Genomic DNA, 25850 nt, shown 5'->3' on the forward strand with positions numbered 1-25850 from the left:
TTTCGGTGGATGCCGAAAGTAGTCGATGGCGTTGAGATCGCGTATGCAAGATCGATATTCTAACGAAGTTGGAGACCTCTCTGTTGCCAACGCCGTGACAAAGAGGTGCCGTTGGATCTGTGAGGGTTGCTCGTTCCTCGGCGCCCCCTTTAGCGCCCGCGGCGTGCTGGTGGGCGCGCACGATGGTCGAGTCGACCGACACCAGCCAGTCGATGTCCCCGGCCGCGTCCGCGTCGGCCTGGACCCCGGCGAGCATCCGCTCGAAGGTTCCATCAAGCGCCCACCTGCGGAAACGGGTATAGATCGACTGCCACGATCCGTAGCGGGCCGGCACGTCCCGCCACGCCGCCCCGGCCCGGATCTTCCACACGATCCCGTTGAGCACCCGCCGGTCATCAGCTCGTGGCCGACCACCGGTCACGCCGACGGCAGGTACCGCGACAGCGCTTCCCACTCGATGTCAGACAACTCGTAGCGACGACCCACGCGCTACATCATCCGACATGGGTCTTCGGCCGCTGCGGCTCGAGGTTCGTCACCGGCTGATTGGCGCATGTTGCGGACGTTGGCAATGGCCAGACGACGGGCAGGTCGGACGTCACTGTCTGCTCGCCGTCGAGAGGCCCACCATAGAACTCCACCAGCACGCGGTCCACGCCTCGTGCCCTTCACCGCCGACAGCTCACCGTTCCGCTGCTAGTAGAAGCCAGAGAAGGCGTAGGTCCTGCCGATGAAGGCTACCCGGCGGCTGAGCTGTTTCGCCCGTCCGGCCGGTCAGCCTGCTCCGGCGCGTCCGCCGGCAAGGTGGCGGGCGCGCCGGAGCAGCCGTCACGGCGGGTGGCCGTCAGCTCCTCCGCCGTCGTGTGGGCCCGCCGCGCAAGGACGGATGACGCAGGCCGGCATCACCACGGTGTCCATCGTCGCCTATTTGGTGATGCAGGTGGCATTGTTCTTACACCCGTCACCCGACCGGGTGACCCACCAACGCCGCGCTCTCTCGCACGCCACACCGCTCAACGGGCGAGAGTAGCAACCGCCATGCCCCATGACAGGCGTACGTCCTGGTGGTGGGTGGCCTTCCCAGACGAAAGCGTGAGGACCTTCAGCCTGTAGGTCCGACAAACCGCGGCAGCCCGATACGGGTGGAGCGACGCCTCCCGGGGCGCCCTGTTCGACGTTCACAGCCGTGTAACCGGCAAAGAGTGATCTGCCGACGCCGGCCCCGCAGTATCTCTACGCATCCCCTATGGTCGGCATTTCGTGCAGGCACTATCGCGTCAGCGCTGGGTCGAGGGCTATCGTGCTGCGTCATGGATAAGTATGACGGTCAGGTGACGCTGATCCTCGACGATGGCACCGAGATCGAGGGCATCGCGGCTCTAAGATTAACGGACAGTGCTGTCGGCGTGTGGGGCGGTGTGATCCGTAGCCGAAACGGCGGGGTTCTGTACCAGATCCACGAAGACTGCGGCGGCCGGTTGCGGTTCTCGGATGGGCGCGAGGCGGCATTCTTGTCCGCCGCGCTCCAAGTTGAGGTCGGTCGTATGTCGATCCGCGGTAGAGGCAACGCGCCCTTCTAAGAACTCCTAACGTTCTCGCCGTTTTTGAGCAGGTAAGCGATGCCCAGGACCGGCCACCCCTGGGCGGACATCATGCTCACCCGACGCAGCTGCGCCGCGTCCTTCGCCGTCCGGGCGGTCCGCTGCAACCGCTGACCATTCGGTCAACGACACTCGCCGGACAAACACATCCGGGCGTCGACCCACCGGCGCCACCTCCCCTCAGGCACTGGGACACAGCCTGCCTGACGGATGCTCAGAACCAACGGGGTTGCACGTTGAACGTTCGAAGACGGCCCCAACTCGCAGCGGACCCTCTGTTGGCTACTCATACGAACGATCGCTGGGCACGGAGGTGACGATGCGTGACAGCCTGTAGAAGGTTTTCACCGTTGCTCTCGACGATATAGAAGTTTTACGATTCGGCCTCCATCGTCCAACCCTCCCCACGGCACGAACATCGGAGGCAACAATGTGTGACGCACCGGAGACAGGCAAGCTGCTCCACGTACCGGCCCGGCGCCGCGCCCTGTTCACGGCGCTGGGCGTCGGCGCCGGCATCGGGGTGCTCGGCCTGCCCAGCCCCGCGCTGGCCGCCGTCACCGGCTGGAGCAACCCGACCCGCGGCACGCTGACCTCCGGCTACAAGAGCCCCAGCCGGCCCGGTCACCTCGGCTGGGACGTGGCCAACAGCCAGGGCACCCCGATCTACGCCACCGCCGACGGAACCGTCCGCGACGTCAAGACCAACTCGTACCCGGGCGACACGACGAGCGGCCCACTGGCCGGCCGCACCGGCAACAGCGTCCACATCAACCACGCCGACAGCTACTTCTCCTACTACGGCCACCTGCACCGGGTGCTGGTCAGCGCCGGCCAGCGGGTCAGCTGCGGGCAACTGATCGGCCTGATGGGCAACACCGGCAACTCGACCGGCCCGCACCTGCACTTCGAGATCCACCGGCCCCGGCTGACCTCGCTGGACCCCCGGGTCTTCCTGGCCAACCGGGGCATCACCCTCGGCTCGACGGCCCCGGTCGGCAGCACCGGCTACCCGAGCGTCAGCCAAGGCGCCTCCGGCTGGGTGCCCCGGGTGATCCAGTACCTGGTGCGGGCCCGCGGCATCTCCGTCGTCGTGGACGGGATCTACGGACCGGGCTGCGCCGCCTCGGTCAGGTCGTTCCAGAGCAGCCGGGGCCTCTACGCCGACGGCATGGTCGGCCCGATCACCTGGACCGCGCTCGTCCTGCCCCTGCGCGAGGGCAACTCCGGCGACCTGGTGCGCGGCCTCCAGACCGCCCTCAACGCCCGCGGTGCCAGCCTCCTCGTCGACGGCGGCTTCGGCTCGGTCACCACCAGCGCGGTGCGCGCCTTCCAGAGCCGCAACGGCCTCGTCGCCGACGGCCTCGTCGGGCCGGTGACGTGGAGCGTGCTCATCTGAGCGGCACCGTCAGAGCCAGCCGTTGTCCCGGGCGGTGCGGAACGCCTCCGCGCGGTTGGCCACACGGAGCTTGCTGACCGCGGCGGACATGAACACAACGACATCGAATACGTTCTGTCACCACCGAGTGTGAGCTGCCGCCTCACGCTCGGTGGTGACAGAGGGTGCTGGGTAGCCGAGCAGGATTCGATGTTCTAGAAGATTCTGACCAAGTTCCGCTGCTGCCCCCGACGGGCCACCGCGATCATCAACGCCATCCTTGCCCTACATCACGGCCCGACTAGCCGAAACTCACGATGAAAAGCGCTCATTGGTACCGTCATCGACGGTGCGGTCTGTCGCGACGAAGAAGCGCTGGTCGGTGATGAAGCGCCGAACAACCGGCCAATCGGGGTCGCCGTAGTCGAGCACAATGTCTGTGGCCGCGCGGCGACGGCGCCCGCCACCAACAGCGGACCGGCGAACGCGATCTGGTCCAACGCTTTATGTACGTCTAGGCCGCAGCCACCCACAGGTCGGGGGTGGTCTCCAGGGGCAGCCGGCCACTGCGGGACACCAGCAGCACCACCGCCTCCGGCACCGGGCCCGCCGCGACGCAGGCAAGCGAGTGTGCTCGAGCAGTCTGCTTACGCCAGACGCTTGTCAATCCCCTGGAATCGTGGAGGGCTCCGTTATGCGGCCTGGGCCTCCAGGGCGCGGGTCTCTGATCGTTCGTAGTCGATGGGGGATCGCCAGTCGCAGACGGAGTGCCGGCGGCGCCGGTTGTAGAAGTCGGTGATCCAGGTGGCGATCTTCAGGCGTGCCTCGGTACGGGTACGGAAGTGACGGCGGTGGACGTACTCGACCTTGATGGTGGAGAAGGTGGCCTCGGCGACGGCGTTGTCGAAGCACGACCCGACCCGGCCCATCGACTGGCGTACCTTCCACCGGGCACAGGCCCGGTCGAAGTCGGCCGAGGTGTACTCGCTGCCCCTGTCGCTGTGGAAGATCACCCCGTCCACGCAGCCGCCGCGGGTGACGGCGGCCATGTTCAGCGCGGCGACGACCAGCCCGGCGTCGTGATGGGCGCCCATCGCGTAGCCGAGGATGCGACGGGAGTACAGGTCGATGACGGTGGCCAGGTAGAGCTTGCCCTCGTCGGTGCGGATCTCGGTCATGTCGCCGCACCAGGCGACATCCGGCGCCGGCGCGGTGAACACCCGCTTGATGAGGTCCGGTGCGGCCGGACGCTTACCTTGGCGGGTCAGGCCCCGCCGGCGGCGCTTGACCCGGGCGGCCAAGCCCAGCTCGGCCATGAGCTGCGCGATCGTGTTGTCGGAGACCTGCCAGCCGGACTCGCGCAGCTCGATGCCGATGCGCGGGCTGCCGTAGGTGCCACCCGAGTCGTCGAACACCTTCTGGACCGCGGCCGACAATCGAGCACGCCGGTCATCGCGGCGCGTTGGCGGCCGGTCACGCCACTTGTAGAACCATGACTCGGACACCCCCAGGGCCCGGCAGGCTAGCGCGTGCGGCACGTCGTGCTCGGTCCTCTGGGAAGCGATGAAGGCGGCCACGCTCACCGGCCCGTCGCTTCCTTGACCCACAGGACCACGGATCGCTTGAGGACATCACGCTCCATCGCCAGCTCCGCGTTCTCCCGCCGCAACCGTGCCAGCTCCGCCCGCTCGTCCTCTGCCAGCTGCCCAGCAGCGGCCTCACCGCGAGTCTCGCGGTCCCTCTTCACCCAGTTCGCCAGGGTCCCGCTGTTGATCCCCAGGTCGCGGGCGACCTGAGCGATTGACTTGCCCGTCTCGCGCACGATGCGCACCGCGCCCGCCCGGAACTCCGGATCGAACTGGCGTCTCGTCTCAGCCATGAACCTCTATCCCTCAAGCTCTGGCCTCCACGCTACGAGGGGAAGGGCAGGAAGCAGGCTTCGATCGGCGCGGTTGGCCGCCCTTGTGGTGGCCTCGGCGCTGGTTGCCACGGGGGGTTTCGCATCGGCGGCGTCGGCCGATGTGGGGCTGCTGGATCATTGCACGTCGGTCGATGGCGGGGAGCTGGTCTACGACGACTTCACCAAGTACAACAACTCGTTGTCGCACGCGGTGAATCAGTGGAACTCGCTGAACCCGATCAACGTCAAAGCTGATACGGCTTCGACCTACGCGGACCTCGACGTGTCCGACTACACCTCTTCGAGCGACAGTCGGGCGGGCTGGTTCGACTGCAGCGCGGGCGCGGATGACCTCAAACTGAACACGCACCACATGGACGGCTTCAACGACTCGCAGAAGCACGCTGTCATGACCCACGAGTTCGGCCATGCGCTCAAGCTCGGTCACGGGCCGGAGATCGCGGTGATGGACGCGTGCCCGCCCTGTTACAACCCGAACATGAGTAACAACCTGCAGTCGTGGGACATCAACGCGTATCACAACGTATGGGGGTACTGAGCATGAACCGCCGCCTTGTTCGACCGCTGCTCGCAGGCGCCGTCGCCGTCGCGGTGGCCTCTGGCGGGTGGTTGGCCTACGACTCGCTGCGCGCCGGTGAAACGCACTCGGTGCACTCGTCCTATGCGTTCGACGTGAAGGATGAGACGAAGGTGGCCGGGTTCGCCGACTACGTCGTCGTCGCGACGGTGGACCGTATTGCCGAGGTGCAGGAGCGCGACGGCGCGCCCTACACCGTCTTCGACGTGACCGTGGACAAGACCCTCAAGGGCGAGCCGGTCAAGGCGCTGCGGGTGGCCCAGTTGGGTGGAACCCTCGGCAAGGACACCTGGCGGGTGGAGGGCGAGCCCTTGCTGCGGCCGGGCACGACCTACGTGCTGGCGGCGAAGACGGAGCAGGGGCGTGGGACGCACCAACTGGTAGGCGGGGCAGACTTCCCGGTCGTTGACCGGGCCGCGGCCCGTGCTGGGCGATCGGACCCGGTGGCCGACTGGCAGGACAGCGTCGACCGCCAGCGGTGGCCCGATGAGCTCCCCAAGAGCTCCTGACTGCCGTCCTTCGGCCGAACACCTTTGGCCTGCCGCCCGATCCCGGGGCGGCAGGCCAAATGCCGTCCTGGCCAGGACCTCGAACCCGGCCTCCCCGACGAGCTGCTGATGAGGATGCTGACGCCCCCTCAGGTCAGCGGTCCCGCCGCAGGCCGGTGCTTCGGTCGGCGATCTCGTGCCAACCTCGGGTTCGACACGCGGGAATGCCCACTTCGCCGGTCTTGCTCGACTTGTTGATATCGGCCGGTTTAGGTTGAGTCCGGTCATATCGGGAGGCCGGGTTGTTCACGCGTGTTTACTTGTTCGAGCGCATTCGCGCTGATCGGCGGGTGGATCCGTCGGTGTCGCAGCGGGAGTTGGCGCGCCGGCATCAGGTGTCACGCCGCACCGTCCGGGCGGCGCTCGCGTCGGCGGTCCCGCCGCCGCGCAAACCGCCGGTTCGCGGTCGGCCGCTGGCACTGGGGCCGGTACTCGCCGCGGTGGACGAGATGCTGCGCTCGGACGTGGTCGGGCCGCGCAAGCAGCGGCACACGATCGAGCGGATCTGCCAGCGTCTGGCCGTCGAGCACGGTTTCACCGACGCGTCGTACTCGACGGTGCGCAACTACGTCGCCCGGCGGCGGCCGGAAATCCTCGCCGAGGCGCGCGAGGGACGCGGGCACCTCGACGGGATGGTGCCGCAGATCCACCCGCCGGGTGAGGAGGCGGAGGTCGACTTCGCCGAGGCGTTCGCTGTGGTCGGTGGCACGCAGATGAAGTCTTACCTGTTCACGCTGCGAATGTCGTACTCGGGCAAGGCGGTGCACCGGGTGTTCGCCTCGCAGGGCCAGGAGGCGTTCATGGAGGGCCACGTCGAGGCGTTCCGGGTTCTCGGTGGGGTGCCGACCCGGCATATCCGCTACGACAACCTCAAGCCCGCGGTGCGGCAAGTGCTGTTCGGCCGTGGCCGGGTCGAGTCGCAGCGGTGGGTGGCATTCCGCTCCCACTACGGCTTCCACGCCTTCTACTGCTTGCCAGGCAAGGACGGCGCCCACGAGAAGGGCGGGGTGGAACACGAGGGCGGCCGCTTCCGGCGCAACCACCTGGTCCCGCCCCCGCAGGTCGCGTCCCTGACCGAGCTCAACGACCGCCTGGCCGAGATCGACGCCGCCGAGGACGCCCGGCACGTCCACGGCGCGCCGGCAAGCATCGGCTTCAACTTTGCCGCCGAGGCGCCGCTGCTGCACCCGCTGCCGGCCGACGACTTCGAGCTCGGCACCACGCTCACGCCGCTGGTGCGCCGCAACGCCCGGATCGTGGTCCGACAGTGCTACTACTCGGTGCCCGCCCGGTTCATCGACCGCAAGGTCCGGGTCAGCCTGCGCGCCAACGAGGTTCTCGTGTTCGACGGCCGGCAGGTCGTCGCCCGGCATCCCCGGCTGTCGCGCCGCTACGACTACCGCGACGACCTGGACCACTACCTGGAGATCCTGCTGGTCAAACCCGGCGCCCTGGCCGGGTCGACGGCATTGGCGCAGGCCCGCGCCGAGGGGTCGTTCACGCCAGTGCACGACGCGTTCTGGGCCGCCGCCCGCGCCGCGCACGGCGAAGCCGAAGGCACCCGGGCGCTGATCGAGGTGCTGCTGCTGCACCGGCAGCTGCCGCACGCGGCGCTGGTCGCCGGGATCACCGCCACCGTCAATACCGGCTCCTGCAGCCCGGAGCTGGTCGCGATCGAGGCCCGCAAGGCCGCCGACGCGGGCATCGTCGCGGACCCGTCAGATGCCGCGACACCGATCGACGACGGCGCCGAGGACGGACTCGCCCTGGCCGAGCCGGCCGACGAGCCAGCTTCCGGCGGGGCTCGGGTGATCTCTCTGCACGCGCGGCGGTTGCCCTCGGGCACCGAGCACAAGCCACCGCCGATGAGCGTCTACGACCAGTTGCTGTCCCACCGAACGAAAGGCACAACCGCGTGAGCGCGACCGCTTCTACCGCCAAGGTGTCCCGCACCCCCCGACCTCGCCAGTCCGCCCCCGGCATCGACCCGATCGACGCCGCCATCGACACCGCCTGCACCGAGCTGCGCCTGCCCAGCATCCGCGACCGCTACGCCGACATCGCCGAACAGGCGCTACGCGACCGCGCCAACTACAAGGGCTTCCTACTCGACCTGCTGCGCGCCGAGATCACCGACCGCGACGAACGGCGCAAACAACGCCTCGTCCGCGACGCCGCGTTCCACCGACCCAAGCGCCTGGAGGACTTCGACTACGACAAGAACCCCCACGTCGACGCCGTCTACGTCAACAACCTCGCCAACCCCGCCTGGGTCAGAGCCGGCGCCCCGCTGGTCCTGGTCGGCAACTCCGGAACCGGCAAGAGCCACCTGCTCATCGGCATCGGCACCGCCATCGCCGAACACGGCCTCAAGGTCCGCTACACCACCACCGCGAACCTCGTCAACGAACTGGCCGAAGCGCACAACGAGAAACGCCTGTCCAAGACCCTCTACCGCTACGCCCGCTACGACCTGCTCTGCCTCGACGAGTTCGGATACCTCAACCTCGACCGCACCGGCGCGAAACTGCTGTTCCAGATCTTCACCGAACGCGAGGAACGCAAAGCCATCGCCGTCGCCTCCAACGCCCCCTTCTCCGAATGGGACAAGACCTTCACCGAGGAACGCCTCTGCTCCGCCATCGTCGACCGACTCACCTTCAACGGCTACCTCGTCGAAACCGGCAACGACTCCTACCGACTGCAGAGCACCCTCGAACGCAACCGCAGCTGACAGCCCCACCACGAACGGCGGCGCCGGGACGAACCGTCCCGGCGCCGCCGCGTCTCACCCTCACACACAGAGCCGGGTCCCCCAGACCCCGCATCGGGAGCGCAGCCTGAAAGAACCCGGTCTGCCCCGATACTAGCCAGCCCTGACGCGAACTCGGCGCAGCGACCCACATGCAAAGCATCAGACCGCGTCCCACGATGGTGCCGGAACAAACTACCGATCATGAAGGCCCGCCGACTGGTGCCCAAAGAAACTAACCATCAACGGCAGTCGATCGAGCACGACGGCCGGTGGCGCCCGAAGAACCTGCCCGAGTGGTGCCGGTTCAACCTGCCGGAATCAAGGTGGGCTTCGCGGCGGTGGCTGGGCACGCGCAGCAGGACGGGGTAGCGGGGGCCGAACTCGGCGAGGCGTTCGTAGGCGCGCAGCTTGCGCAGCACCTTGCGCAGAGGCTCGGTGCCGTTGTCGTGTTCGAGGAAGAACCCGACGGTGCGGTCGGCCGCTTGCCAGATGCCGTGGCCGTCGGGGCGGATGTCGGCGAGGGCATAGGCGGCGGTGGCGTGCTGCTCGGACCACCAGCGCACCAGACGGGCACTGGAGTCAGTGCGGGTATAGGCGTACAGGTCGACGAAGAGTTGGTTGGCGCCGAGAAGGTGCCGCAGGCGGGGGCTGCCGATGATGCGTTCGGTGCGTTCAATGCTGGAGCGCGGCGGGCGGGCGTCCGGGCTCTCGGGGTCGGTGTAGGTGGTTGGGTGCACGAGCATGCCAAGCGGCCCAAGGGTGTAGAGGTGCTGGCCGGTGCCAGTGGTGACATCGACGAAGCGGTGCACGGCGTCGATGCGGTGCAGCGTGGCCAAGCGCAGCCGCGCGGAGCGCTCCGACGGAAACAACGCGGTGGTGATCTGCGCGGTCGACAGCACGTAGTGCTCGGCGAGCCAGGCCAGCAGTTGTCGGTCGCGCAGGGTCAGCCGCCGCAGGTAGGACAGCAGGTGCGCCTTGCTGGAACGCCGATGATGAGCAGGAGAACGAGGTTCGGGCGGGCGATGTTCGGGAGCCGGTGAGCGGGGTGGCATGAGGGATCTCCTCAGCGAGTAGAACGGAGAAACTCCCTCCTGTGAGGAGGGAGTTTGGAACTGTCACCGCCGGTCGGCGGAGCTGATCAGTGGTGGCGTGCTGCGCGGACAGCCACATTCGCGCTCCGTGCGGGAGATGGCGGTGGGTAGAGGTGGTGAAGAAGCGGTGAAGCCGCGACGGAAGACGCCACGGAAACCCACCAGCTCTCCCGTGAGCCACCGCATCGTTCGGGTGGCGTAGGCCTGTATGGCTTGGCGGGCGGCTGGGGGGCTTGGGGATCAGTCGGCCGGTTCATGACCTGCGGGAGATCGTCAACGCGATCCCGTACATGGCCAAGACGGGGATCGCTGAGAGTACCTCCCACATGACTTCCGCCAGCGGAAACGGCCTACGACTACGCCAAGTGGGAGGCTGACGAGACCACGCAGCGCACCCATGACCTGTTGCGGAATGGGTACAGAGCGTGAGGATTCCAGCAACGTTGCGGAGTCGGATCAGGGCATCGACGCGGCGAAGAAGCTCAGGGGACGCAAGACACATCGCCACGGACACGCTGGGGTTGCTGCTGGCGGCGATCGTCACGGCGGCCTCGGTGCAGGACCCCCTGCTCGGTTTGGCCGTCATGCTCACCGAAGGCGCCACGATAACGCTCGATCCGGCGGTGGCACGAGAAGAAGCACACCGGTCGCTGACCCTAATGCATGGTGCCGCGCCCCCACTGGCAGTCGCAGTCAGCGGGGGCGCCACGTATGGCGGAGGCCGCAGCATGAGGAAGACACTCCAACTGCAAGCGTCCCTGGAGGGCCACCCACCAGGACGCTCCACGAGCCCGCCATGACATCCAACGCACGTCGACCCGACCCGTTGCGCCCCCGTCTTCATCGTCACCTGACCAAGCGATTTGTTGCGGAAACCCTGAGCGGTTACAGCACTTCCCTGGTAATAACCCTCTCCGAGAGGGCGGTCCGGAATGTTATGTCCGCTTCGGGCTGAGGGTGAATAGGTCGGGTTTAGGTTGGGAATCCGTCACGATTTCCCGGTTGACTAGGCGTTTCAGCTTGGCGCGGATGCCTTCTACGTCTTTGGGTTGGGGTGCCGATGCCCAGGCGAGACGGATGTCCTCGGCGCGCAGGCCGGCACCGTCAGCGGTCAGCACGGCCAGGATTCGTTGGTGGGACTCGTTGATAATGCCTTGAGAGAGCGCTCCCTATAATGGCTCGACGGAGCATCGGAACCTGGCTCTCCTGGTTGTCCTCCCGTGGGGTGGACGGGCATTCGCGTTGATGTCGCATGCCGCCATCACCTGGGCCCACCGACGGTAAGGATCGCCGTGCGACACCACCCTCCAGCATGTACTCCGCCTCGGCGTCGGCCGTCTGCGATGGGGGCGGTCGCGTCATGACCGAGACAGCGCATGCGGTCTCGTACGTCCGATCCTCCGAGGTGTACTCCGCAGACGGAAGCAAGATCGTCGGCTTGGAGACCTCTGGCGGTAGAACGTCGAAGGGGGCGGAGGCGAATCCAGGGTTTTTCTCCGGTTTCCTGACCGACCCGCGGATTGCCGCGTCCGGGCTGCTCGCCGTGGCTGACGTGGCCGCCACCCGCTACTACCAGCCGACGCTGAAAAGCTCCCTCGATCCGGTAGTCACCGGAAACGGCGACCGGCTGCGCTTCGAGTCCTTCTCAGGCTGTTGCGGGGTGTACGCGCGACTGGACATCCTCACCGACGGTCTCGACGGAGGCGAGGTGGGTCAAGGAACGACCAATGTCGACGTCAACCCACCGCTGCGCATCGCACTGTCGCGGATCCATGCCAATGATCCGTTGTATCTGCGGGTCGGCCCGGACGAGCTTGCCGTCACCACCCTCGACGGACCACTCGTCGAGAAGAAGGTACCGCTGCCGCAACGCTGGCTGCGTGGTTTCGCGGAGACGCAGGTGATCGCCTCGGGGTTCGACCTGTGTGCCGAGGTGCCGGCCGCAGACGCGGCGCGGTTCCTGCGGTCGTTACCGACCCGCGGCCGGGTACCGGACCTCTGGGTGCTGCCCGTCGGGCGGACCCTGCGAACGACGGGCGCTCCGGCTCCGGGTGCTGTCTGCCTTCCCGGGCCCAGCCGGTTGGCGACACTGGAGCGTGTACTACGACACGCTCGGACCCTTCGCCTGTACGGTCCCTCGGTGACCGCAGGCAGTCCACCGTTGGCCAGCGCATGGGAGGTGACACTGCCCGGCATGCGGCTGACGCTGATGCTGTCGCCGCAGGTGTCCCGCGGGTTCTCCGGCGAGGGCGCGGTGCTGGAAGCCCTGGCCGCGGACGAGGTGCGGGCCGATGCAGACCTGATCTCCGTACTGCTCGCCTGGGAGCCGCGCATCGACGTGGCTGACCTGGCGGCGCGGGCCGGACTGACGACCCATCGGGTGCGTTCGGCGTTGACCCGGCTGGGGACTGCGGGCCGGGTGGGCTACGACGCCGCGGAGGCCGCGTACTTCCATCGCGAGTTGCCGTATCGCGTCGGCCAGGCCGAACTGCACAACCCGCGCCTACGCGACGCCCGGGCGCTGGCGCGGGCAGGCGCCGTGACGGTGGACGGTGAGACGGCGTCGGTCCGCTCCGGAGACAAGGTCTATCTCGTCGACCACCGCAGCGCGGTCATGGGGTGCACGTGCCCGTGGTGGGCTGGGCACCGGGGCGGCCGCGGTCCCTGCAAACACGCACTCGCGGTACGGATGACCACACGGGGAGATGATTGATGGCCACTGAGCGTGAGGCGTTGCTGGAAGCGATCCGGGCCGGCGACGAGGAACTGTCCGCCGCCCTCGTCGAGAAGATGGACGTCGCGGCCCGGAGCGGGTGTGTGCCGGCGGTGACGCAGATCCTCCGTGGGCTACGCCCGGAAAACGAGTGGTCGGTCTTTTACGCGGGCCGGCTGGCCGGCCTGGCCTGCCAATCCACGCCGGCCGGGGCAGCGAAGTGGGTGCTCTGGATCAATCGGCTGCGGAGACAGGAGTTCCCTGCCTCGTCAGCCGAGATCCTGGCCGGGCACGGCCCGGAATGGCTTGGCGAGCTGGCGCATCGGCTCGCCGCCGAACTCGACAAGGAAAGAAGACAGTTCGAGGGGACGCCGCTGCACTATCACCTGGTGCAAAACCTAATCGGACTCTCGGGCTGTGCGACACCGACCAACTTCGGCTATGCGATTCAGCGGCTCCGGTTCGGCGGACTGACCAACCCGGATGCTCCGATACTGGTGCCGATCGCCCTGGAGGTCGAGGGCTTCGGGGCGTGGATGGGCTACCTGGGGCCGGGCCTGGTGGACATGACGGAGTCCGGGAAACTCGATCGCACGGCGCTGATCGACCAGTGCCTGGGTCGGCTGTTCCGCGGCGGACGACCGCATGAGCTGCGCGGCTTCCGGCGGCTGCTGGACGATCTGACCCTCACCGACGACGAACTCGCGGATCGGGCCGGCGATTGGGCCCGGCTGGCTGCGGACGCCGATGCGCCGACCGCCGGCGACGCGGTGCGAAGACTGCGCCGGTTGATCGATGCCGGACGGCTGGACGTCGGCCTGCTCGGGGACGCCTCGCGGGACGTGCTGGCGCGCCCGGAGAAGGGACTGGTCAGCGCGCAGCTCAAGCATCTCGGTCAAGCCTTGCGGTCGAGCACGGACGGTGCCGGCCAGTTGCTGACAGCGGCGACGGTGGCCTTCGGGCACGAGGACAACGCCGTGCAGGAGCAGGCCTGGAAACTCGTCGCCCGGCACATCGCGAAGGCGGAACCGGCGGCCCGTGCGCAGATCGTCGAAGCGGTCGCTGTACTCACCCCCGACCTGCGAGAGCAGGCGACCGCAGCACTCGGCGAGAGCACGCCCGGCAGCGAGCGCACGCGAACGCCGTACCAGGAGACGCTGCCGCCGGTGGTGGCGCCGCAACGCGCCTCGGCGCCGCCCGAGACCCTGCCGGAGCTGATCGGCGAGATCGTTGCGATCGTCGCCGCGCCGCACGCATCGACCGTCGAGTCGGAACGCGCCCTCGACGGCCTGGTGCGCTTCGCGCACCGGGACCGGGCGGCCCTGGCCGCAGCGCTGCGGAGCGTCCCCGCCAAGCAGTGGCCCTGGCAGAGCGAGGGCCAGGTGACCTCCCAGCGGTTCCCCGACCGGCAGCCGTACCCGGTTGCGGGCATCGGCGTCATCGTTCTCGCCCTCCTCCTCGGTAGGCTCGACGCCGAGAGTCTTCCGGTCGTACCCCCGGAGATGTCCGACAACGGAACCGGCTTCCCACCGCAGTGCGGGCACTGCGTCTTCCGTGCCGCCTGGCGAGCGCGGATCTTCGAAGTCGCCCGCGCTGTGCTGGCCGATCCGCCCCCGTTCCTGCTGTCTGGACCCTCCTGGCGTACCGGTGTGGTGGACACCGACGTCCTGCTGGACCGGCTGGCCGAGTACGCGAGACTCGGCATCACGGCCGGACCGGCCGACTTCGATCAGGCTCTGCTACGGGTGCGGATCCCCGTCGGCCCAGACCGCGACCGGCTGGCCGGCGCCGCCGCCGCACTGGGCACCGCGGAGGGCACCAGGTTCGCGCAGTGGCTGTCGTCCGGAGGGCTCACGGTGGTCGAAGAAGGCACCGGTCTGGCCCTGCCCGCGCTGCGAGAAGGGTTCACCGACCCCTTCCGGCGACTGGACGTCCTGCTGCGCAAGTATCACAACGCCGGCCCGGTCAGCCAGGATCTGCCCGACTCGTCTCTTTACCACCTGGCGGCCCGGCCGCTAGACCTGCCACAGTGGGTCGCCACGTTGCCGCTGGTACGCGAGTACATCGCGGCACAGATGATATCGACGCGAGCCGGGGAATCGGATTTCACCTACGTCTCGGACCTCCCGCTGCTGGCGGCGGCCGACGGCCCGATCGGTCCACTGTTCCACCGACTCCTGGCCAACACCTTGTCACGGGGTCGCCCGGACGGCGATATGGACGCACTGCTCCAGCTCATCGCCCGCAACGAGATGGACGCGAAGCATGTCGGCGAATGCCTGATCCCGCGGAACAAGCGGGGTGGACGGCAACCGGCACCTGACCTGCTCGACCTGCTCACCGAGATCGCGCGCATCGGCGCCCACACCACCGCCTGGAACATCCTGGCCGGCGCACTGCCCGGCCTACTCAGCGCAAGTGAGCTTCCACGCCGGCTCGGAGCCCTGCTGTCGCTGGCCGCCGACTGCGCGAGCACCTCCGGCGCGACCGGCAGCATCCCCGAACTGGACGCGATCGCCGACCGCACCGGCAGCTCGCAAACCATCAAACAGGCACGACGCCTACGCCAGATCCTGACCGAAGCGACACGATGAGCGCCCGATGGGACTGCGTAGATTTCCGTGTTTGACCTGGGTGTGGTCCGTTGGACAGGACGTTGATCCTGTCCGGAAAGGACCACGTCATGGCAGACAAGAAGAACGCTGCTCAGCTTCCTGAACCGACCGCGGTGGAGGTGGAGTTCGCGCAGCAACTGGTCGAGCGGGCGAAGGCCGACGGAGTGTCGTTGGTCGGGCCGGGTGGGCTCCTCGCGGGGATCACCCGCACGGTTCTCGAGTCAGCGCTCGATGCGGAGCTGGACGCGCACCTCGACGAGGCCGGTGTCGACGAGGCTACCGGCCGGCGGGCCAACGTCCGTAACGGGCACGGGGCGAAGACGGTGCAGACCGAGGTCGGGCCGGTGCGGATCCAGGTCCCGCGGGACCGGGCGGGGTCGTTCACGCCGCGGATCGTCCCGAAGCACGCCCGCCGGCTGGACGGGTTCAACGAGGCAATCCTGTCGCTGTACGCGAAAGGATTGACGACCGGGGAGATCTCCGCGCATCTGGCGGACGTGTACGACGCCGACGTGTCCCGGGAGCTGATCAGCCGGGTCACCGACAGCGTCGTGGACGAGATGGAAGCCTGGCGGCAGCGGCCCCTCGACAGGATCTATCCGGTGGTGTTCATCGACGCGCTGGTGATGAAGATCCGCCAGGGGCAGGTCGCGAACCGGCCTGTCTACGTCGTTGTCGGCATCAGCCTCGACGGGGAACGCGACGTGCTCGGTATGTGGGCCGGCACCGGCGGGGAAGGCGCCAAGCAGTGGGCCGGCTACCTCACCGAACTGCGTAACCGGGGCGTCGAGGACGTGTTCATGGTCTGCTCCGACGGCCTCAAAGGCATGACCGACGCCATCGAACAGGTCTGGCCGCAGGCGGTGCACCAGCAGTGCGTCGTGCACCTCGTCCGGGCGTCACTGCGCTATACGAACCGCAAGGACTGGCAGAAGATCACCCCCACCCTGCGGGAGATCTACACCGCCCCCACCGTCGCCGCCGCCGAGGCACGCTTCGAGGCCTTCGCCGCCGAGTTCGGCGACCAGTACCCCGCCGTCATCCGGCTGTGGCGCACCTCCTGGCCGCAGTTCGTGCCCTTCCTCGACTACGACCACGAAGTCCGCAAGGTCCTCTACACGACCAACATCATCGAGAGTTTGAACGCCCGGTTCCGGCAAGCGGCCCGCCGGCGCGGGCACTTCCCGACCGAGCAGGCCGCGATGAAGGTCCTCTACCTCGTCGTCCAGCAGAAACGCAAGGGCGGCGGGAGCATCACCGGCCGGGTCTACGGTTGGGCCAAGGCCCTCAACGCCCTGATCCTCGCCTACGACGACCGGATCACCATCTAACAACCTCGATCACACCACAGGCCCAAACACGGAAATCGACACACTCCCAAGCTACGCCGCCCCGGCGGCGGCTGGCACCCCACCCACGGCACGTGGGGCTACCAGATCGAGCTACCCATCCGGCCCACGCAGCCGCGCCGGCAACTGCGCCGCTCCGGATTCGACAGTCGCGACACCGCCACTGCCGAACTGCGCCACGCCCACACGCTGCTCGACCTCGCCGACGGCGACGCCGACCTCGCTATCGAGGTCGCCGACCTGCTACACGCCTGCCGTCCCGGCACCCCGCTGCCGGACCGCGATTCGGTCGCCGCCCGCATCCGCGCCGGCGTGCCCGCATCCGTGCCCACCACCACCGGCGAATACCTCACCGCCTGGCTCGAAGGACGACGCGGCCTGGCGGAAAAAACCGTCCGCGGCTACTCCGACCACATCTGCCTATACCTCATCCCCCACCTCGGAAAGGTCCCCATCCAGAACCTGCGCACCGGCCACATCGAGGCCATGTTCACCGCCATCGGCCACCAGCAGGACGCCATCCGCGCCGCCCGAGCCAGCACCGACCCCGCCACCCACGCAACGGTCAAAGGCGTACGGCCGATGGAAGCCTCCAGCACCCAGCGGCTCTACGCCACCCTGCGCAAAGCCCTCAACGACGCCGTCGTCCGGGCCAAACTGATCCCCACCAACCCCGCCCTCGGCGTCGAACTCCCCAAAGCCAAACGACCCAAGGCACGGGTCTGGACCGCCAAAGCCGTCGAACGCTGGCAAGCCACCGGAAAACGCCCCAGCCCCGTCATGGTGTGGATGCCCGCACAGGCCGGACGGTTCCTCGACTACACCGAACGCCACGACATCGTCCTCTACGCCATGTTCCTGCTCATCCTGCACCGCGGCCTACGCCGCGGCGAGGCATGCGGACTACGCGAGCACGACATCGACCTGGACGCCGGCTACCTCACCGTCGTCGAACAGATCACCACCGTCGGCTACACCCCCGTCACCCGCCCCGTCAAAAGCGACGCCGGTGACCGGATAGTCCCCCTCGGCCCGAAAACCATCACCGTGCTGCGCGCCTACCTCGACATGCGCCGCCGCTGGCAGAGCGTCAACGGCACCGACTGGCCCGACACCGGCCTGTTCTTCGTCCGCCCCGACGGCAAGCCGTGGCACCCCCAAACCATCAGCGACCGCTTCGACCACCTCATCACCAAAGCCGGACTACCACCCGTGCGGCTGCACGACCTACGCCACTGTGCCGCCACCTACCTACGCCACGGCGGCGCCGACATGAAAGAAGTCCAAGAAACCCTCGGCCACTCCACCATCGGCCTCACCTCCGACACCTACACCAGCGTCATCCTCGAACTCGAACGCGGCAGCGCCGACGCCGCCGCCGACCTCATCCCCCGCAACGACAACACCGCATAAACAGAGAGATACGGCGACGGGTTCGTGGGCCGCACACCAGCAGCCCACGAACCCGCGACCACATCCACCGCGCCTGGCACGTGCTCCTCGCGGGTCAGGAAAGCCGTCAAGGCGTTGCGGCAAACGACAAGACCTAACGTGACCGGCGCGAGCACCTCGGCCCGACATCGTGCACGGGCAATCCGTGGCCGCGGCCAATCTGCCGGGCCTCACGCTGGTCGACGCTTCGCGACGAACGCTGAGCCTGGTCCTCCCACGGCAATTGCCCGGCGGCACGACGGCCCCACTGCCCGCCGCCCGCGCGGACCGTGTCGTTCACGCATGCATCGCCGCATCCGCACGCTGGACGGTCTGCGGGTGCCGCGGCACGGCGTGCGCTCGAGCTTGTAGCGCGTCGCCGCATGTGATCGGCAACGTGGCCTGCGAGCCGGATCGCACTCAGGCGGGCAGCCCGGTTCGCGGGTCCAGCAGTTCCAGGCGTACGAGGATGGTCCGCTTCACGCCCTGGTCGATCATGGCTTGGATGCGGTGCCGGCCACCGTAAATGCGGCCTTCGTCATCGACCCTCCGGCGAATCGGGGGAACCTCATCCTGAAGGTCTGGGCGAGGAGTTGTTGTGCCTGTAGGCATTGGCCGCTTTGGTGCAGGACCAGAGCGAGGGTGGCTTTGCCCTTCCCCTCGTAGCGTGGAGGCCAGAGCTTGAGGGATAGAGGTTCATGGCTGAGACGAGACGCCAGTTCGATCCGGAGTTCCGGGCGGGCGCGGTGCGCATCGTGCGCGAGACGGGCAAGTCAATCGCTCAGGTCGCCCGCGACCTGGGGATCAACAGCGGGACCCTGGCGAACTGGGTGAAGAGGGACCGCGAGACTCGCGGTGAGGCCGCTGCTGGGCAGCTGGCAGAGGACGAGCGGGCGGAGCTGGCACGGTTGCGGCGGGAGAACGCGGAGCTGGCGATGGAGCGTGATGTCCTCAAGCGATCCGTGGTCCTGTGGGTCAAGGAAGCGACGGGCCGGTGAGCGTGGCCGCCTTCATCGCTTCCCAGAGGACCGAGCACGACGTGCCGCACGCGCTAGCCTGCCGGGCCCTGGGGGTGTCCGAGTCATGGTTCTACAAGTGGCGTGACCGGCCGCCAACGCGCCGCGATGACCGGCGTGCTCGATTGTCGGCCGCGGTCCAGAAGGTGTTCGACGACTCGGGTGGCACCTACGGCAGCCCGCGCATCGGCATCGAGCTGCGCGAGTCCGGCTGGCAGGTCTCCGACAACACGATCGCGCAGCTCATGGCCGAGCTGGGCTTGGCCGCCCGGGTCAAGCGCCGCCGGCGGGGCCTGACCCGCCAAGGTAAGCGTCCGGCCGCACCGGACCTCATCAAGCGGGTGTTCACCGCGCCGGCGCCGGATGTCGCCTGGTGCGGCGACATGACCGAGATCCGCACCGACGAGGGCAAGCTCTACCTGGCCACCGTCATCGACCTGTACTCCCGTCGCATCCTCGGCTACGCGATGGGCGCCCATCACGACGCCGGGCTGGTCGTCGCCGCGCTGAACATGGCCGCCGTCACCCGCGGCGGCTGCGTGGACGGGGTGATCTTCCACAGCGACAGGGGCAGCGAGTACACCTCGGCCGACTTCGACCGGGCCTGTGCCCGGTGGAAGGTACGCCAGTCGATGGGCCGGGTCGGGTCGTGCTTCGACAACGCCGTCGCCGAGGCCACCTTCTCCACCATCAAGGTCGAGTACGTCCACCGCCGTCACTTCCGTACCCGTACCGAGGCACGCCTGAAGATCGCCACCTGGATCACCGACTTCTACAACCGGCGCCGCCGGCACTCCGTCTGCGACTGGCGATCCCCCATCGACTACGAACGATCAGAGACCCGCGCCCTGGAGGCCCAGGCCGCATAACGGAGCCCTCCACGATTCCAGGGGATTGACACTTGGGTGGCGAGGGTGGGCTGGGCTCGGGCGCCCTTGGCGGTGCTGTGGTGGCGGATGAGGTCGCTGTAGCAGGTGGCGGCGTCGGTGAGGTTGCCGGCGCGGCGGTGGGTTGCGGCGAGAATCTTGAGGGCGTTGCGGGTCTCGGCGGCGGACGGACCGATCAAGCGGTGCAGGCAGCGGTGCGCCCAGATGGCCCAGGGCAGCGCGGCAGTGGGATCGCCCTCGATGAGGGTGAGTTCGGCCAGCAGCGCGGCGGCCTTTCCGGTGGCGGTATCGACAGCCGTGCCATCGGTGGCCGGATCGACCTGGAGTAGGCCCGTGTGCAGGACGTCGATGACGCGTGCGCGCTCGTCGCGTGCGGCGTGGCGGTGGGCGAGGTCGAGGCGTTGTGCCATGGACATCAGCGGCGTGGTGAGCTGCCGGGGGACCTGCCGCCAGATGATGTGCAGGTCGGGGGGTGTGGCGCCGATGGTGACGCGTTGCATGGCGCCGAGGGCGTAGGCGGCGGCGTCAGCGGTCTTGCCGTTCGGCACGAGGTGCGGGGTGTGTTGCAGCACCGCTCGGGCGATGAGTTCACCCGTCGGCGCCGCAGGTACGGCGAGATGTCCGCAGGTGGGCCGGCACAGGTACACCGGCTCGCAGGTCGGTGGCTGCACCAGGATCATGGGCTGGTCACAGGGCCGGCAGAACAGCAGTCCCGGCGGCACCGGGACCCCCTGGATCGCGCGGGCACGCGACACCCACTCGGTGAGCATGGGCGTCAACAAGCCATGAGCCTTCGCCATCTCACCGATGGCCCGGTACAACCCCTGTCCGGCGGCGAGGACGGGTGTCTCGGCCACCGTATCCGCGATGAATGCCGGGCTCTGCGCGGCGACCGTCTGCGTCGTCGACGGCATCACCACCTCCACTTCGTCCAGGTGACTGCTAACGGTTTCTGCTGCCCATCAGGCGGTTAGGGGTGCGGGGCGCGCTGGGGCCGGACCCGGCCGGCAGGTGGGTCGGTGTGGCCGCCGCGGCCCTGCCTCAAGGGCGGGGCGACCAGCTCAAGTGATCGCTTGTCGCGGAGGCCTCTTCTGACGTCGGCGCGGTGATGCAGGGTTCGGCGGGGATCTCAAGCCAGAGGTGAGGCGGGCGGGGCATCATCAGTCCCGGCGGCTGCGCTGTCGTGGCGGGCCTGCCGGTGCGGGTGGGTGGTTCCCGCCAGCGGCGCTCGGCGTGGGTACGGGTGAGCACGAGCAGGTAGCGGTGCACACGCCAGCCGGCGGCGGTGCGGGTGGCGTACTCGTAGGCGAATACCTCGCCGGTGGCCGGGTGCAGGATCAGCAGGCTCCGTTCGCGGCCGTTTTCGGTGACGGCGGCGATGCCGAGACCGATACGCCCAGCCCGATCGACGGTGCGCGGGTAGGCGATCAGGCCGGGCAGGTCCGCCAGGAGGTGCACGGCAAGGGCCCGCCCGGACGGACGGGGGTGATACCAGGTGGCCAGCTTCGCCAGGCCGATCAGAAACGCATCAGGAGGGTCATCGATCTGGGTGGTTTGAAGGGCAGCCCTGGATCGAAGCCAGTCGCTGTTGACGAACGCGTTGCTCAGATGCTTGTCGACCAGGTGCCAGGGCAGCCAATAGTCGCGCACGACGCCGGGGTACGGATTCGGGTGTTCGATGGTCAGGGCGGCACCGGAATCGTCCTCCGCGTACCAGCGCACCGCCTCCTGCACTCTCTGCCGACCGGCGGCGCGCGAGTACCACCAGTCACGGTGACGCACCACGTGGAAGCGTCCATTGGTGGTGTCGCAGTCGGCGGGTGCAATTCGCTGGGCCAGGTCGATCAGGGCAGGCCGGGCCGGGCGCGGATACGCTGCCACCGTCGTCGCTGCCACGCCCGCAGTGGCGGCCAGCTCGGCGCTCGCCGTCAGCGTTGGCACACCACAGCGGCTATCGGCGCTGACGAGCACCACGGGTGACGCGAGGCGCGGTGGTGCCGGCACGCTCGCCACCGCCATTGCCGCAGCAAGCCCGGCGACATAGGCGATGCCTCCTGCTCGTCGCCAACCACCGCTCACCGCAGGCGTGAACTCGGGCTCGGGTAGGCGAGCCTGGTCGTTGACGCCGCCGGGATGCCCGACGGACGCACCTCGATTACCCGGTGGCAGCGGGGCATGGGGTTGCCTGGCGCAAGCCCACGGGTGCGATCGCATGCTGTTCGTCTCCGGTGTGTGCGCATGGTTGCCCGAGTCACGGGGGGCGGGTCAGTTGGCTTTGCGGGCGTGGGTGGCTCTGAGCGCATACGAGCGCACGGACACCTGCGGGTTGGCCATGAGTTCGACGAACCGGTCGAGGTCGCCGTCGGAGTGGCCGTCGTGCAGGGCGGTGGCGATGTCGGCGAGTAGCGCGCATCCGGTGCCACCGCCGTTCCAGGTCTCGATGCTGGCGCAGGAGCGGATCTGCTGCATGCCGCTGGTGATCAGCATGGTGTCGACCGCGTTGGCGCTTCGCCCACCGTTGCCGAGCGTGTGGGCGTAGATCGTTCGCATGACGCGCAGGATCAACTTGGCGTCGTCCTCGTTGCCGGTCGCCCGGTAGACCTGCAGTGGGGTGTCGGTGATGTCGGCGAGGATGAGCCACCCACCGGGCCGGAGGCGAATGATCATCTCCGCTAGTAGGTCTGGCCAGGAGGGCAGCGCACTGAGCCAACTAGCGACGACTCCGTCAAAGCCCGCTGCGCTGCCGGGCAGCGGAGCGATGGCCGGATCTTGGCCGTAGACGTCGATGACGTGGGTGGGGTGCAAGTGTCGGGTGTCCTGGTCGACGGCTGTGACGGATCCTGTCGGGCCGACGAGGGCGGCGAGACGGGTGGTGATGTCGCTGGTGCCGGCGATATCGAGGATGTGCTGCCCGGGTGTGATGAGGAGCTGGTCCAGTTCGCGGTGGACGAGCGGGCTCAGCAGGCGATTCGCGGGTGGCGCGGACTGCACGGACGGGGCGGCGGTGGCGGTCATGGACCTGGGTCTTCCTGCTTCAGTGTCGACGCGAGATAGCGGGCGGCCCAGCGGGCGTACTCGCAGGGAAAGGGTTTGAGCTGCTGGTAGGCGATGTGGCAGCCGTGGCACATGCCGTCGTTGTCGGTATGGGCTGCCTGGACCGCGCGGGCGTCGTCGAAAGTTTCGTGTGAAGGATCCACAATCCCGCGACGGTGGCTGTTGGGCTGGCGGCCGGGTGTGGAATTCATGGCGGGCTGTGTGGCGGGGACGGGGGCGAGGGTTCGTCGTCGATCCAGGCGACGTCGGCGTTGTGGAGGCGGGCGACGCCGTCGGCGTTGGCGCAGAGTGCGAGCAGGGTGCGTCGGCCGCCGCTCAGGTTGACGGCGAAGGCGGATCCGTCGGGCAGGGCCAGGCCCCAGCCCACGATTTGCGGTGGGCTGTCGTCGTCGGGGTATGCGAGCAGCGCGAAGCGGCTTGGCTTGTCCTCGGTGGGGTCGCTGCTCATGCGTTGGCTCCGACCGGGGTGACGCCGAGCAGGTCGTTGAGGCGCCGGTGATGAGATTCGGTGAAGTCGGCGGTGGCGGCGGTGAGGGCGATGTGGCCGTGTTCGAGCACGACCACGTCGTCGGCGAGGGACAGGGCGAGGGCGAGGTTCTGCTCGGCGATCACGACGCCGACGCCCTGGGCGGCGATCGTGGAGATGGCGACGCTGATTTGCTGCACGAGGGTTGGGGCGAGTCCTTCGGACGGTTCGTCGAGCAGCAGCACTCGGGGACGGGCCAGTAGCGCGCGGGCGAGGGCGAGCATCTGCTGTTCACCGCCGGAGAGGCGCTCGGCAGGATGGCGCAGGCGAGTGCCCAGTGCGGGCAACAGGGCGAGGACGTCATCCAGGCTCCACCGCTGGCCAGAGAGACGGTCGTCCCGGACCGCTGCGGCAGCCGCGACGGTGAGGTGTTCGGCGACGGTCAGGTTGAACAGTCGACGGCCCTGCGGAACAAGAGTCAGGCCGGCGCGGGCGATGCGGTGCGCGGCGGTAGGTAGCCTGCCTCCGCCGAGCTTGACGCTGGTGGGCGGCGTGAGAGGTGTAAGCCCCGCCAGGGCATTGAGCACGGTGGTCTTGCCGGCGCCGTTGCGGCCGAGCAGTGCCAGGATCTGGCCCTCGAAGACGTCGAAATCGAGGCCGTGCACGGCCGGCGCGCCGTCGTAGCCGGCACGCAGGTTGCGGACCTGCAGCAGCCGCCGACGCCGTTCACCGCCTGGCGGCACGGGTTCGGGAACGCAGTCGGGTACGGCGGCGGCCGGCGTACTGGCGGTGGTGAGGTAGGCGGCGCGTACGGCGGTGTCCGCGCGGATCTCCTCGGGGGTGCCGGTGGCGATGTGGTTGCCGTGTTGCAGGACGGTGACGGTGTCCGCCACGTCCCACACCAGGTCCAGATGGTGATCGATCAGTAGGACCGTGACCTCCGGTGGGAGGGCCCGGATGGTCTCTCCGAGTTGCGCGATGTCGCCGGGGTCGAGGCCGGCGGAAGGCTCGTCGAGTAGCAGCAGCCGCGGTTGGGGCGTGAGTGCGACAGCCAGTTCCAGCCGCCGCCGTACCCCGTATGGCAGGGCTGCGGCGGACGTGTCGGCGTAGGCGGTCAGCCCTGCGGCGTCCAGCACCGCACGCGCCTGGTCGGTGTTCGTGCCGCGGCGGATGCCACCGGACCGGGCAGCGGGCGGGGTACGGCGGTTGATGGCCAGGGCGACGTTCGCGGCGGCGGAGAGCCGCCCGAACACGGCAGGGTGTTGGTAGGTGCGGCCGACGCCTCGGCGGGCGCGGGCCGAGGGGCCGAGTCGGGTCACGTCGCGCCCGTCGAACAGAACCCGCCCGCTGGTGGGTCGCACGCTGCCAGCGATGATCCCGAACAGGGTGCTCTTGCCGGCTCCGTTGGGGCCGATGACCGCGTGTCGGGCACCGGTGGGCAGGGTGATGCTGAGGTCATGCAGGGCGTGCAGGCCGCCGTAGCGGCGGCCCACCCCGTCGAGGCGCAGAAGCGCAGGTGCGGAATCGTTCACGGCTGCCTTCCTTCGGGTGTGCGGCGCAGGCGTGTGGTGAGGTGGCGGGCAAGTGGCCGGCCGTAGGCGACGGCGAGGAACAGAACGCCGAGCAGCGCGGGGCCGTGACCGGCGGTGCCGGCGCCGAGGAGATCCCGGGTGGCGACGACGGCGAGTGCGCCGAGGACGGCGCCGGTCATGCTGCCGGCGCCGATCGCGGCGGCCAGCAGCGTCAGCGCCGCGATCTCGAAGCCCAAGTCGGCGGGAGAGACGTACCGGTTGACCGCGACGAGCAGCGCGCCACCGGCCCCGGCGAGCGTGCCGGCGGCGGTATAGCCGATGGCGAGTTCGACGCTGACGCGATGGCCGAGTGCTGCCATGCGGGGCTCGTGGTCGGCGCAGCCGCGCAGCACCAGGGCGAGCCGGGAGCGCATCAGCACCGCCACTGCGGCGGCCAGCAGGAGGAAGCAGCCCAGGGTGTACCAGTAGATGTGCCCGGCGTCGGTCAACGGTGCCGTACCTGGCCAGGCGGTGACCGGCGGGGTGTGTATGCCTTCGTCGCCGGCGGTGACGGTCTTCCACTGCGCGGCGATGGTCGCGGTAAGGCTCTGCACCGCGAAGGTCACCATCAGAAACGCGGTCGCGCGGGTACGCAGCACCAGCGGCGCCGTCGCGGCGGCGGTGATCGCGCCGGCGGCAGCTGCTGTGGCGAGCTGCACCGGGCCGGCGGTAACTCCTGCTTGGGCGAGCAGGGCCGCGGTGTAGGCGCCGATGCCGAAGTAGGCGGCCTGGCCGAAGGACGGCAGGCCGGCGACACCGACGAGTAGTTGGGTGCTCATGGCCAGCACCGCGAAGACCAGCGCGGTACTGGCCAGGGACACGGTGTAGGCGTCGGTGATGGCGGGCAGCAGCAGTGCGAGGGGCACGCACCCGGCCA

24 protein-coding genes and 2 pseudogenes are annotated in these 25850 nt (G+C 68.6%); 13 read left to right on the plus strand and 13 right to left on the minus strand.

What is annotated here, in order from left to right:
- Positions 1-148 precede the first annotated feature (148 nt).
- Positions 149-424 (minus strand): annotated as a pseudogene (locus CLT72_RS32955) (transposase); the annotation flags it as partial.
- A gap of 70 nt (positions 425-494) precedes the next feature.
- Positions 495-656 (minus strand): hypothetical protein, encoded by a 162-nt coding sequence (locus CLT72_RS31985; RefSeq protein WP_158242050.1) that lies wholly within the window; start codon positions 654-656, stop codon positions 495-497.
- A gap of 654 nt (positions 657-1310) precedes the next feature.
- Here CLT72_RS31985 and CLT72_RS20840 point away from each other — a divergent pair.
- The 3 genes and pseudogenes from CLT72_RS20840 to CLT72_RS32960 all read left to right on the plus strand — a co-directional run.
- Positions 1311-1580, plus strand: coding sequence for a hypothetical protein (locus CLT72_RS20840; RefSeq protein ID WP_101413223.1), 270 nt, complete (start codon positions 1311-1313; stop codon positions 1578-1580).
- Between the two features lie 451 nt (positions 1581-2031).
- The gene (locus CLT72_RS20845; protein ID WP_101413224.1) at positions 2032-3000 is read left to right on the plus strand and encodes a peptidoglycan DD-metalloendopeptidase family protein; all 969 of its coding nucleotides are present in this window, start codon (positions 2032-2034) and stop codon (positions 2998-3000) included.
- Positions 3001-3198: 198 nt separating this feature from the next.
- A pseudogene (locus CLT72_RS32960) lies at positions 3199-3300 on the plus strand (IS5/IS1182 family transposase); the annotation flags it as partial.
- A gap of 193 nt (positions 3301-3493) precedes the next feature.
- Here the strand turns inward: CLT72_RS32960 and CLT72_RS31990 are convergent.
- The 3 genes from CLT72_RS31990 to CLT72_RS20870 are packed head-to-tail and all read right to left on the minus strand — an operon-like array spanning position 3494 to position 4858.
- The gene (locus tag CLT72_RS31990) at positions 3494-3646 is read right to left on the minus strand and encodes a hypothetical protein (protein WP_158242051.1); all 153 of its coding nucleotides are present in this window, start codon (positions 3644-3646) and stop codon (positions 3494-3496) included.
- Between the two features lie 25 nt (positions 3647-3671).
- On the minus strand, positions 3672-4562 hold the full coding sequence (locus tag CLT72_RS20865; protein ID WP_101409310.1) for an IS3 family transposase: 891 nt from the start codon (positions 4560-4562) through the stop codon (positions 3672-3674).
- Entirely contained in the window at positions 4559-4858 is a 300-nt protein-coding gene (locus CLT72_RS20870; RefSeq protein WP_088981155.1) for a transposase, read from the minus strand. Before CLT72_RS20870 ends, CLT72_RS20865 begins: the two co-directional genes overlap by 4 nt.
- A 73-nt stretch (positions 4859-4931) precedes the next feature.
- Here CLT72_RS20870 and CLT72_RS32360 point away from each other — a divergent pair, with 73 nt between their 5' ends.
- The 4 genes from CLT72_RS32360 (at position 4932) to istB (ending at position 8759) form a co-directional block, all read left to right on the plus strand.
- Positions 4932-5438, plus strand: a complete 507-nt coding sequence (locus tag CLT72_RS32360) for a zinc metalloprotease (protein WP_350823930.1) — start codon at positions 4932-4934, stop codon at positions 5436-5438.
- Positions 5439-5440: 2 nt separating this feature from the next.
- Entirely contained in the window at positions 5441-5986 is a 546-nt protein-coding gene (locus CLT72_RS20880) for a hypothetical protein (RefSeq protein ID WP_350823931.1), read from the plus strand.
- Positions 5987-6267: 281 nt separating this feature from the next.
- A complete protein-coding gene (gene istA, locus CLT72_RS20885) occupies positions 6268-7944 on the plus strand; it encodes an IS21 family transposase (RefSeq protein ID WP_101413227.1) in 1677 nt (558 codons plus the stop codon).
- On the plus strand, positions 7941-8759 hold the full coding sequence (gene istB, locus CLT72_RS20890) for an IS21-like element helper ATPase IstB (protein WP_101413228.1): 819 nt from the start codon (positions 7941-7943) through the stop codon (positions 8757-8759). Before istA ends, istB begins: the two co-directional genes overlap by 4 nt.
- A gap of 260 nt (positions 8760-9019) precedes the next feature.
- Here the strand turns inward: istB and CLT72_RS20895 are convergent, their stop codons facing one another.
- Positions 9020-9832, minus strand: a complete 813-nt coding sequence (locus CLT72_RS20895) for a replication-relaxation family protein (protein ID WP_101413229.1) — start codon at positions 9830-9832, stop codon at positions 9020-9022.
- A 1399-nt stretch (positions 9833-11231) separates the two neighbouring features.
- On the opposite strand from CLT72_RS20895, the gene CLT72_RS20910 reads away from it, so the two are divergent.
- The 6 genes from CLT72_RS20910 (at position 11232) to CLT72_RS20935 (ending at position 19864) form a co-directional block, all read left to right on the plus strand.
- Positions 11232-12584 carry an SWIM zinc finger family protein gene (locus CLT72_RS20910; RefSeq protein WP_101415291.1) on the plus strand — a complete coding sequence of 451 codons (1353 nt, stop codon included), beginning with the start codon at positions 11232-11234 and terminating at the stop codon, positions 12582-12584.
- Positions 12584-15178, plus strand: coding sequence for a DUF6493 family protein (locus CLT72_RS20915; RefSeq protein WP_101413231.1), 2595 nt, complete (start codon positions 12584-12586; stop codon positions 15176-15178). The genes CLT72_RS20910 and CLT72_RS20915 overlap by 1 nt, the downstream gene beginning before the upstream one ends.
- Positions 15179-15267: 89 nt before the next feature.
- Positions 15268-16530: an IS256 family transposase gene (locus CLT72_RS20920; protein ID WP_101408967.1), complete on the plus strand. Its 1263-nt coding sequence runs from the start codon at positions 15268-15270 to the stop codon at positions 16528-16530.
- A gap of 330 nt (positions 16531-16860) precedes the next feature.
- The gene (locus tag CLT72_RS20925; protein ID WP_396803790.1) at positions 16861-17961 is read left to right on the plus strand and encodes a tyrosine-type recombinase/integrase; all 1101 of its coding nucleotides are present in this window, start codon (positions 16861-16863) and stop codon (positions 17959-17961) included.
- A gap of 716 nt (positions 17962-18677) precedes the next feature.
- A complete protein-coding gene (locus tag CLT72_RS20930) occupies positions 18678-18977 on the plus strand; it encodes a transposase (protein ID WP_088981155.1) in 300 nt (99 codons plus the stop codon).
- Complete coding sequence (locus CLT72_RS20935; protein WP_101409310.1) at positions 18974-19864, plus strand: IS3 family transposase; 891 nt, start codon at positions 18974-18976, stop codon at positions 19862-19864. The genes CLT72_RS20930 and CLT72_RS20935 overlap by 4 nt, the downstream gene beginning before the upstream one ends.
- Here CLT72_RS20935 and CLT72_RS20940 read toward each other — a convergent pair.
- The 7 genes from CLT72_RS20940 to CLT72_RS20965 form a co-directional block, all read right to left on the minus strand.
- Positions 19819-20808, minus strand: coding sequence for a hypothetical protein (locus CLT72_RS20940; protein ID WP_101413232.1), 990 nt, complete (start codon positions 20806-20808; stop codon positions 19819-19821). The two genes, CLT72_RS20935 and CLT72_RS20940, sit on opposite strands and share 46 nt — an antisense overlap.
- 115 nt (positions 20809-20923) lie before the next feature.
- Positions 20924-21961, minus strand: coding sequence for a hypothetical protein (locus tag CLT72_RS20945; RefSeq protein ID WP_144082289.1), 1038 nt, complete (start codon positions 21959-21961; stop codon positions 20924-20926).
- 186 nt (positions 21962-22147) lie between these two features.
- Positions 22148-22897, minus strand: a complete 750-nt coding sequence (locus CLT72_RS20950) for a class I SAM-dependent methyltransferase (protein WP_101413234.1) — start codon at positions 22895-22897, stop codon at positions 22148-22150.
- A complete protein-coding gene (locus tag CLT72_RS31620) occupies positions 22894-23127 on the minus strand; it encodes a hypothetical protein (protein WP_144082290.1) in 234 nt (77 codons plus the stop codon). Before CLT72_RS31620 ends, CLT72_RS20950 begins: the two co-directional genes overlap by 4 nt.
- Entirely contained in the window at positions 23124-23384 is a 261-nt protein-coding gene (locus CLT72_RS20955; RefSeq protein WP_101413235.1) for a hypothetical protein, read from the minus strand. The genes CLT72_RS31620 and CLT72_RS20955 overlap by 4 nt, the downstream gene beginning before the upstream one ends.
- A complete protein-coding gene (locus CLT72_RS20960; protein ID WP_101413236.1) occupies positions 23381-24934 on the minus strand; it encodes an ATP-binding cassette domain-containing protein in 1554 nt (517 codons plus the stop codon). The genes CLT72_RS20955 and CLT72_RS20960 overlap by 4 nt, the downstream gene beginning before the upstream one ends.
- Positions 24931-25839, minus strand: a complete 909-nt coding sequence (locus CLT72_RS20965; RefSeq protein ID WP_350822707.1) for a branched-chain amino acid ABC transporter permease — start codon at positions 25837-25839, stop codon at positions 24931-24933. The genes CLT72_RS20960 and CLT72_RS20965 overlap by 4 nt, the downstream gene beginning before the upstream one ends.
- Positions 25840-25850: the final 11 nt, after the last annotated feature.

The organism is Micromonospora sp. CNZ309, from assembly GCF_002846525.1.

Excerpts from the sequence above, each read along its gene's own strand:
- CLT72_RS20840 (WP_101413223.1), top strand. The coding sequence starts at position 1,311 with ATGGATAAGTATGACGGTCAGGTGACGCTGATCCTCGACGATGGCACC.
- CLT72_RS20845 (WP_101413224.1), top strand. The coding sequence starts at position 2,032 with ATGTGTGACGCACCGGAGACAGGCAAGCTGCTCCACGTACCGGCCCGG.
- CLT72_RS20870 (WP_088981155.1), bottom strand. The coding sequence starts at position 4,858 with ATGGCTGAGACGAGACGCCAGTTCGATCCGGAGTTCCGGGCGGGCGCG.
- CLT72_RS20880 (WP_350823931.1), top strand. The coding sequence starts at position 5,441 with ATGAACCGCCGCCTTGTTCGACCGCTGCTCGCAGGCGCCGTCGCCGTC.
- CLT72_RS20895 (WP_101413229.1), bottom strand. The coding sequence starts at position 9,832 with ATGCCACCCCGCTCACCGGCTCCCGAACATCGCCCGCCCGAACCTCGT.
- CLT72_RS20910 (WP_101415291.1), top strand. The coding sequence starts at position 11,232 with ATGACCGAGACAGCGCATGCGGTCTCGTACGTCCGATCCTCCGAGGTG.
- CLT72_RS20915 (WP_101413231.1), top strand. The coding sequence starts at position 12,584 with ATGGCCACTGAGCGTGAGGCGTTGCTGGAAGCGATCCGGGCCGGCGAC.
- CLT72_RS20920 (WP_101408967.1), top strand. The coding sequence starts at position 15,268 with ATGGCAGACAAGAAGAACGCTGCTCAGCTTCCTGAACCGACCGCGGTG.
- CLT72_RS20930 (WP_088981155.1), top strand. The coding sequence starts at position 18,678 with ATGGCTGAGACGAGACGCCAGTTCGATCCGGAGTTCCGGGCGGGCGCG.
- CLT72_RS20950 (WP_101413234.1), bottom strand. The coding sequence starts at position 22,897 with ATGACCGCCACCGCCGCCCCGTCCGTGCAGTCCGCGCCACCCGCGAAT.
- CLT72_RS31620 (WP_144082290.1), bottom strand. The coding sequence starts at position 23,127 with ATGAATTCCACACCCGGCCGCCAGCCCAACAGCCACCGTCGCGGGATT.
- CLT72_RS20955 (WP_101413235.1), bottom strand. The coding sequence starts at position 23,384 with ATGAGCAGCGACCCCACCGAGGACAAGCCAAGCCGCTTCGCGCTGCTC.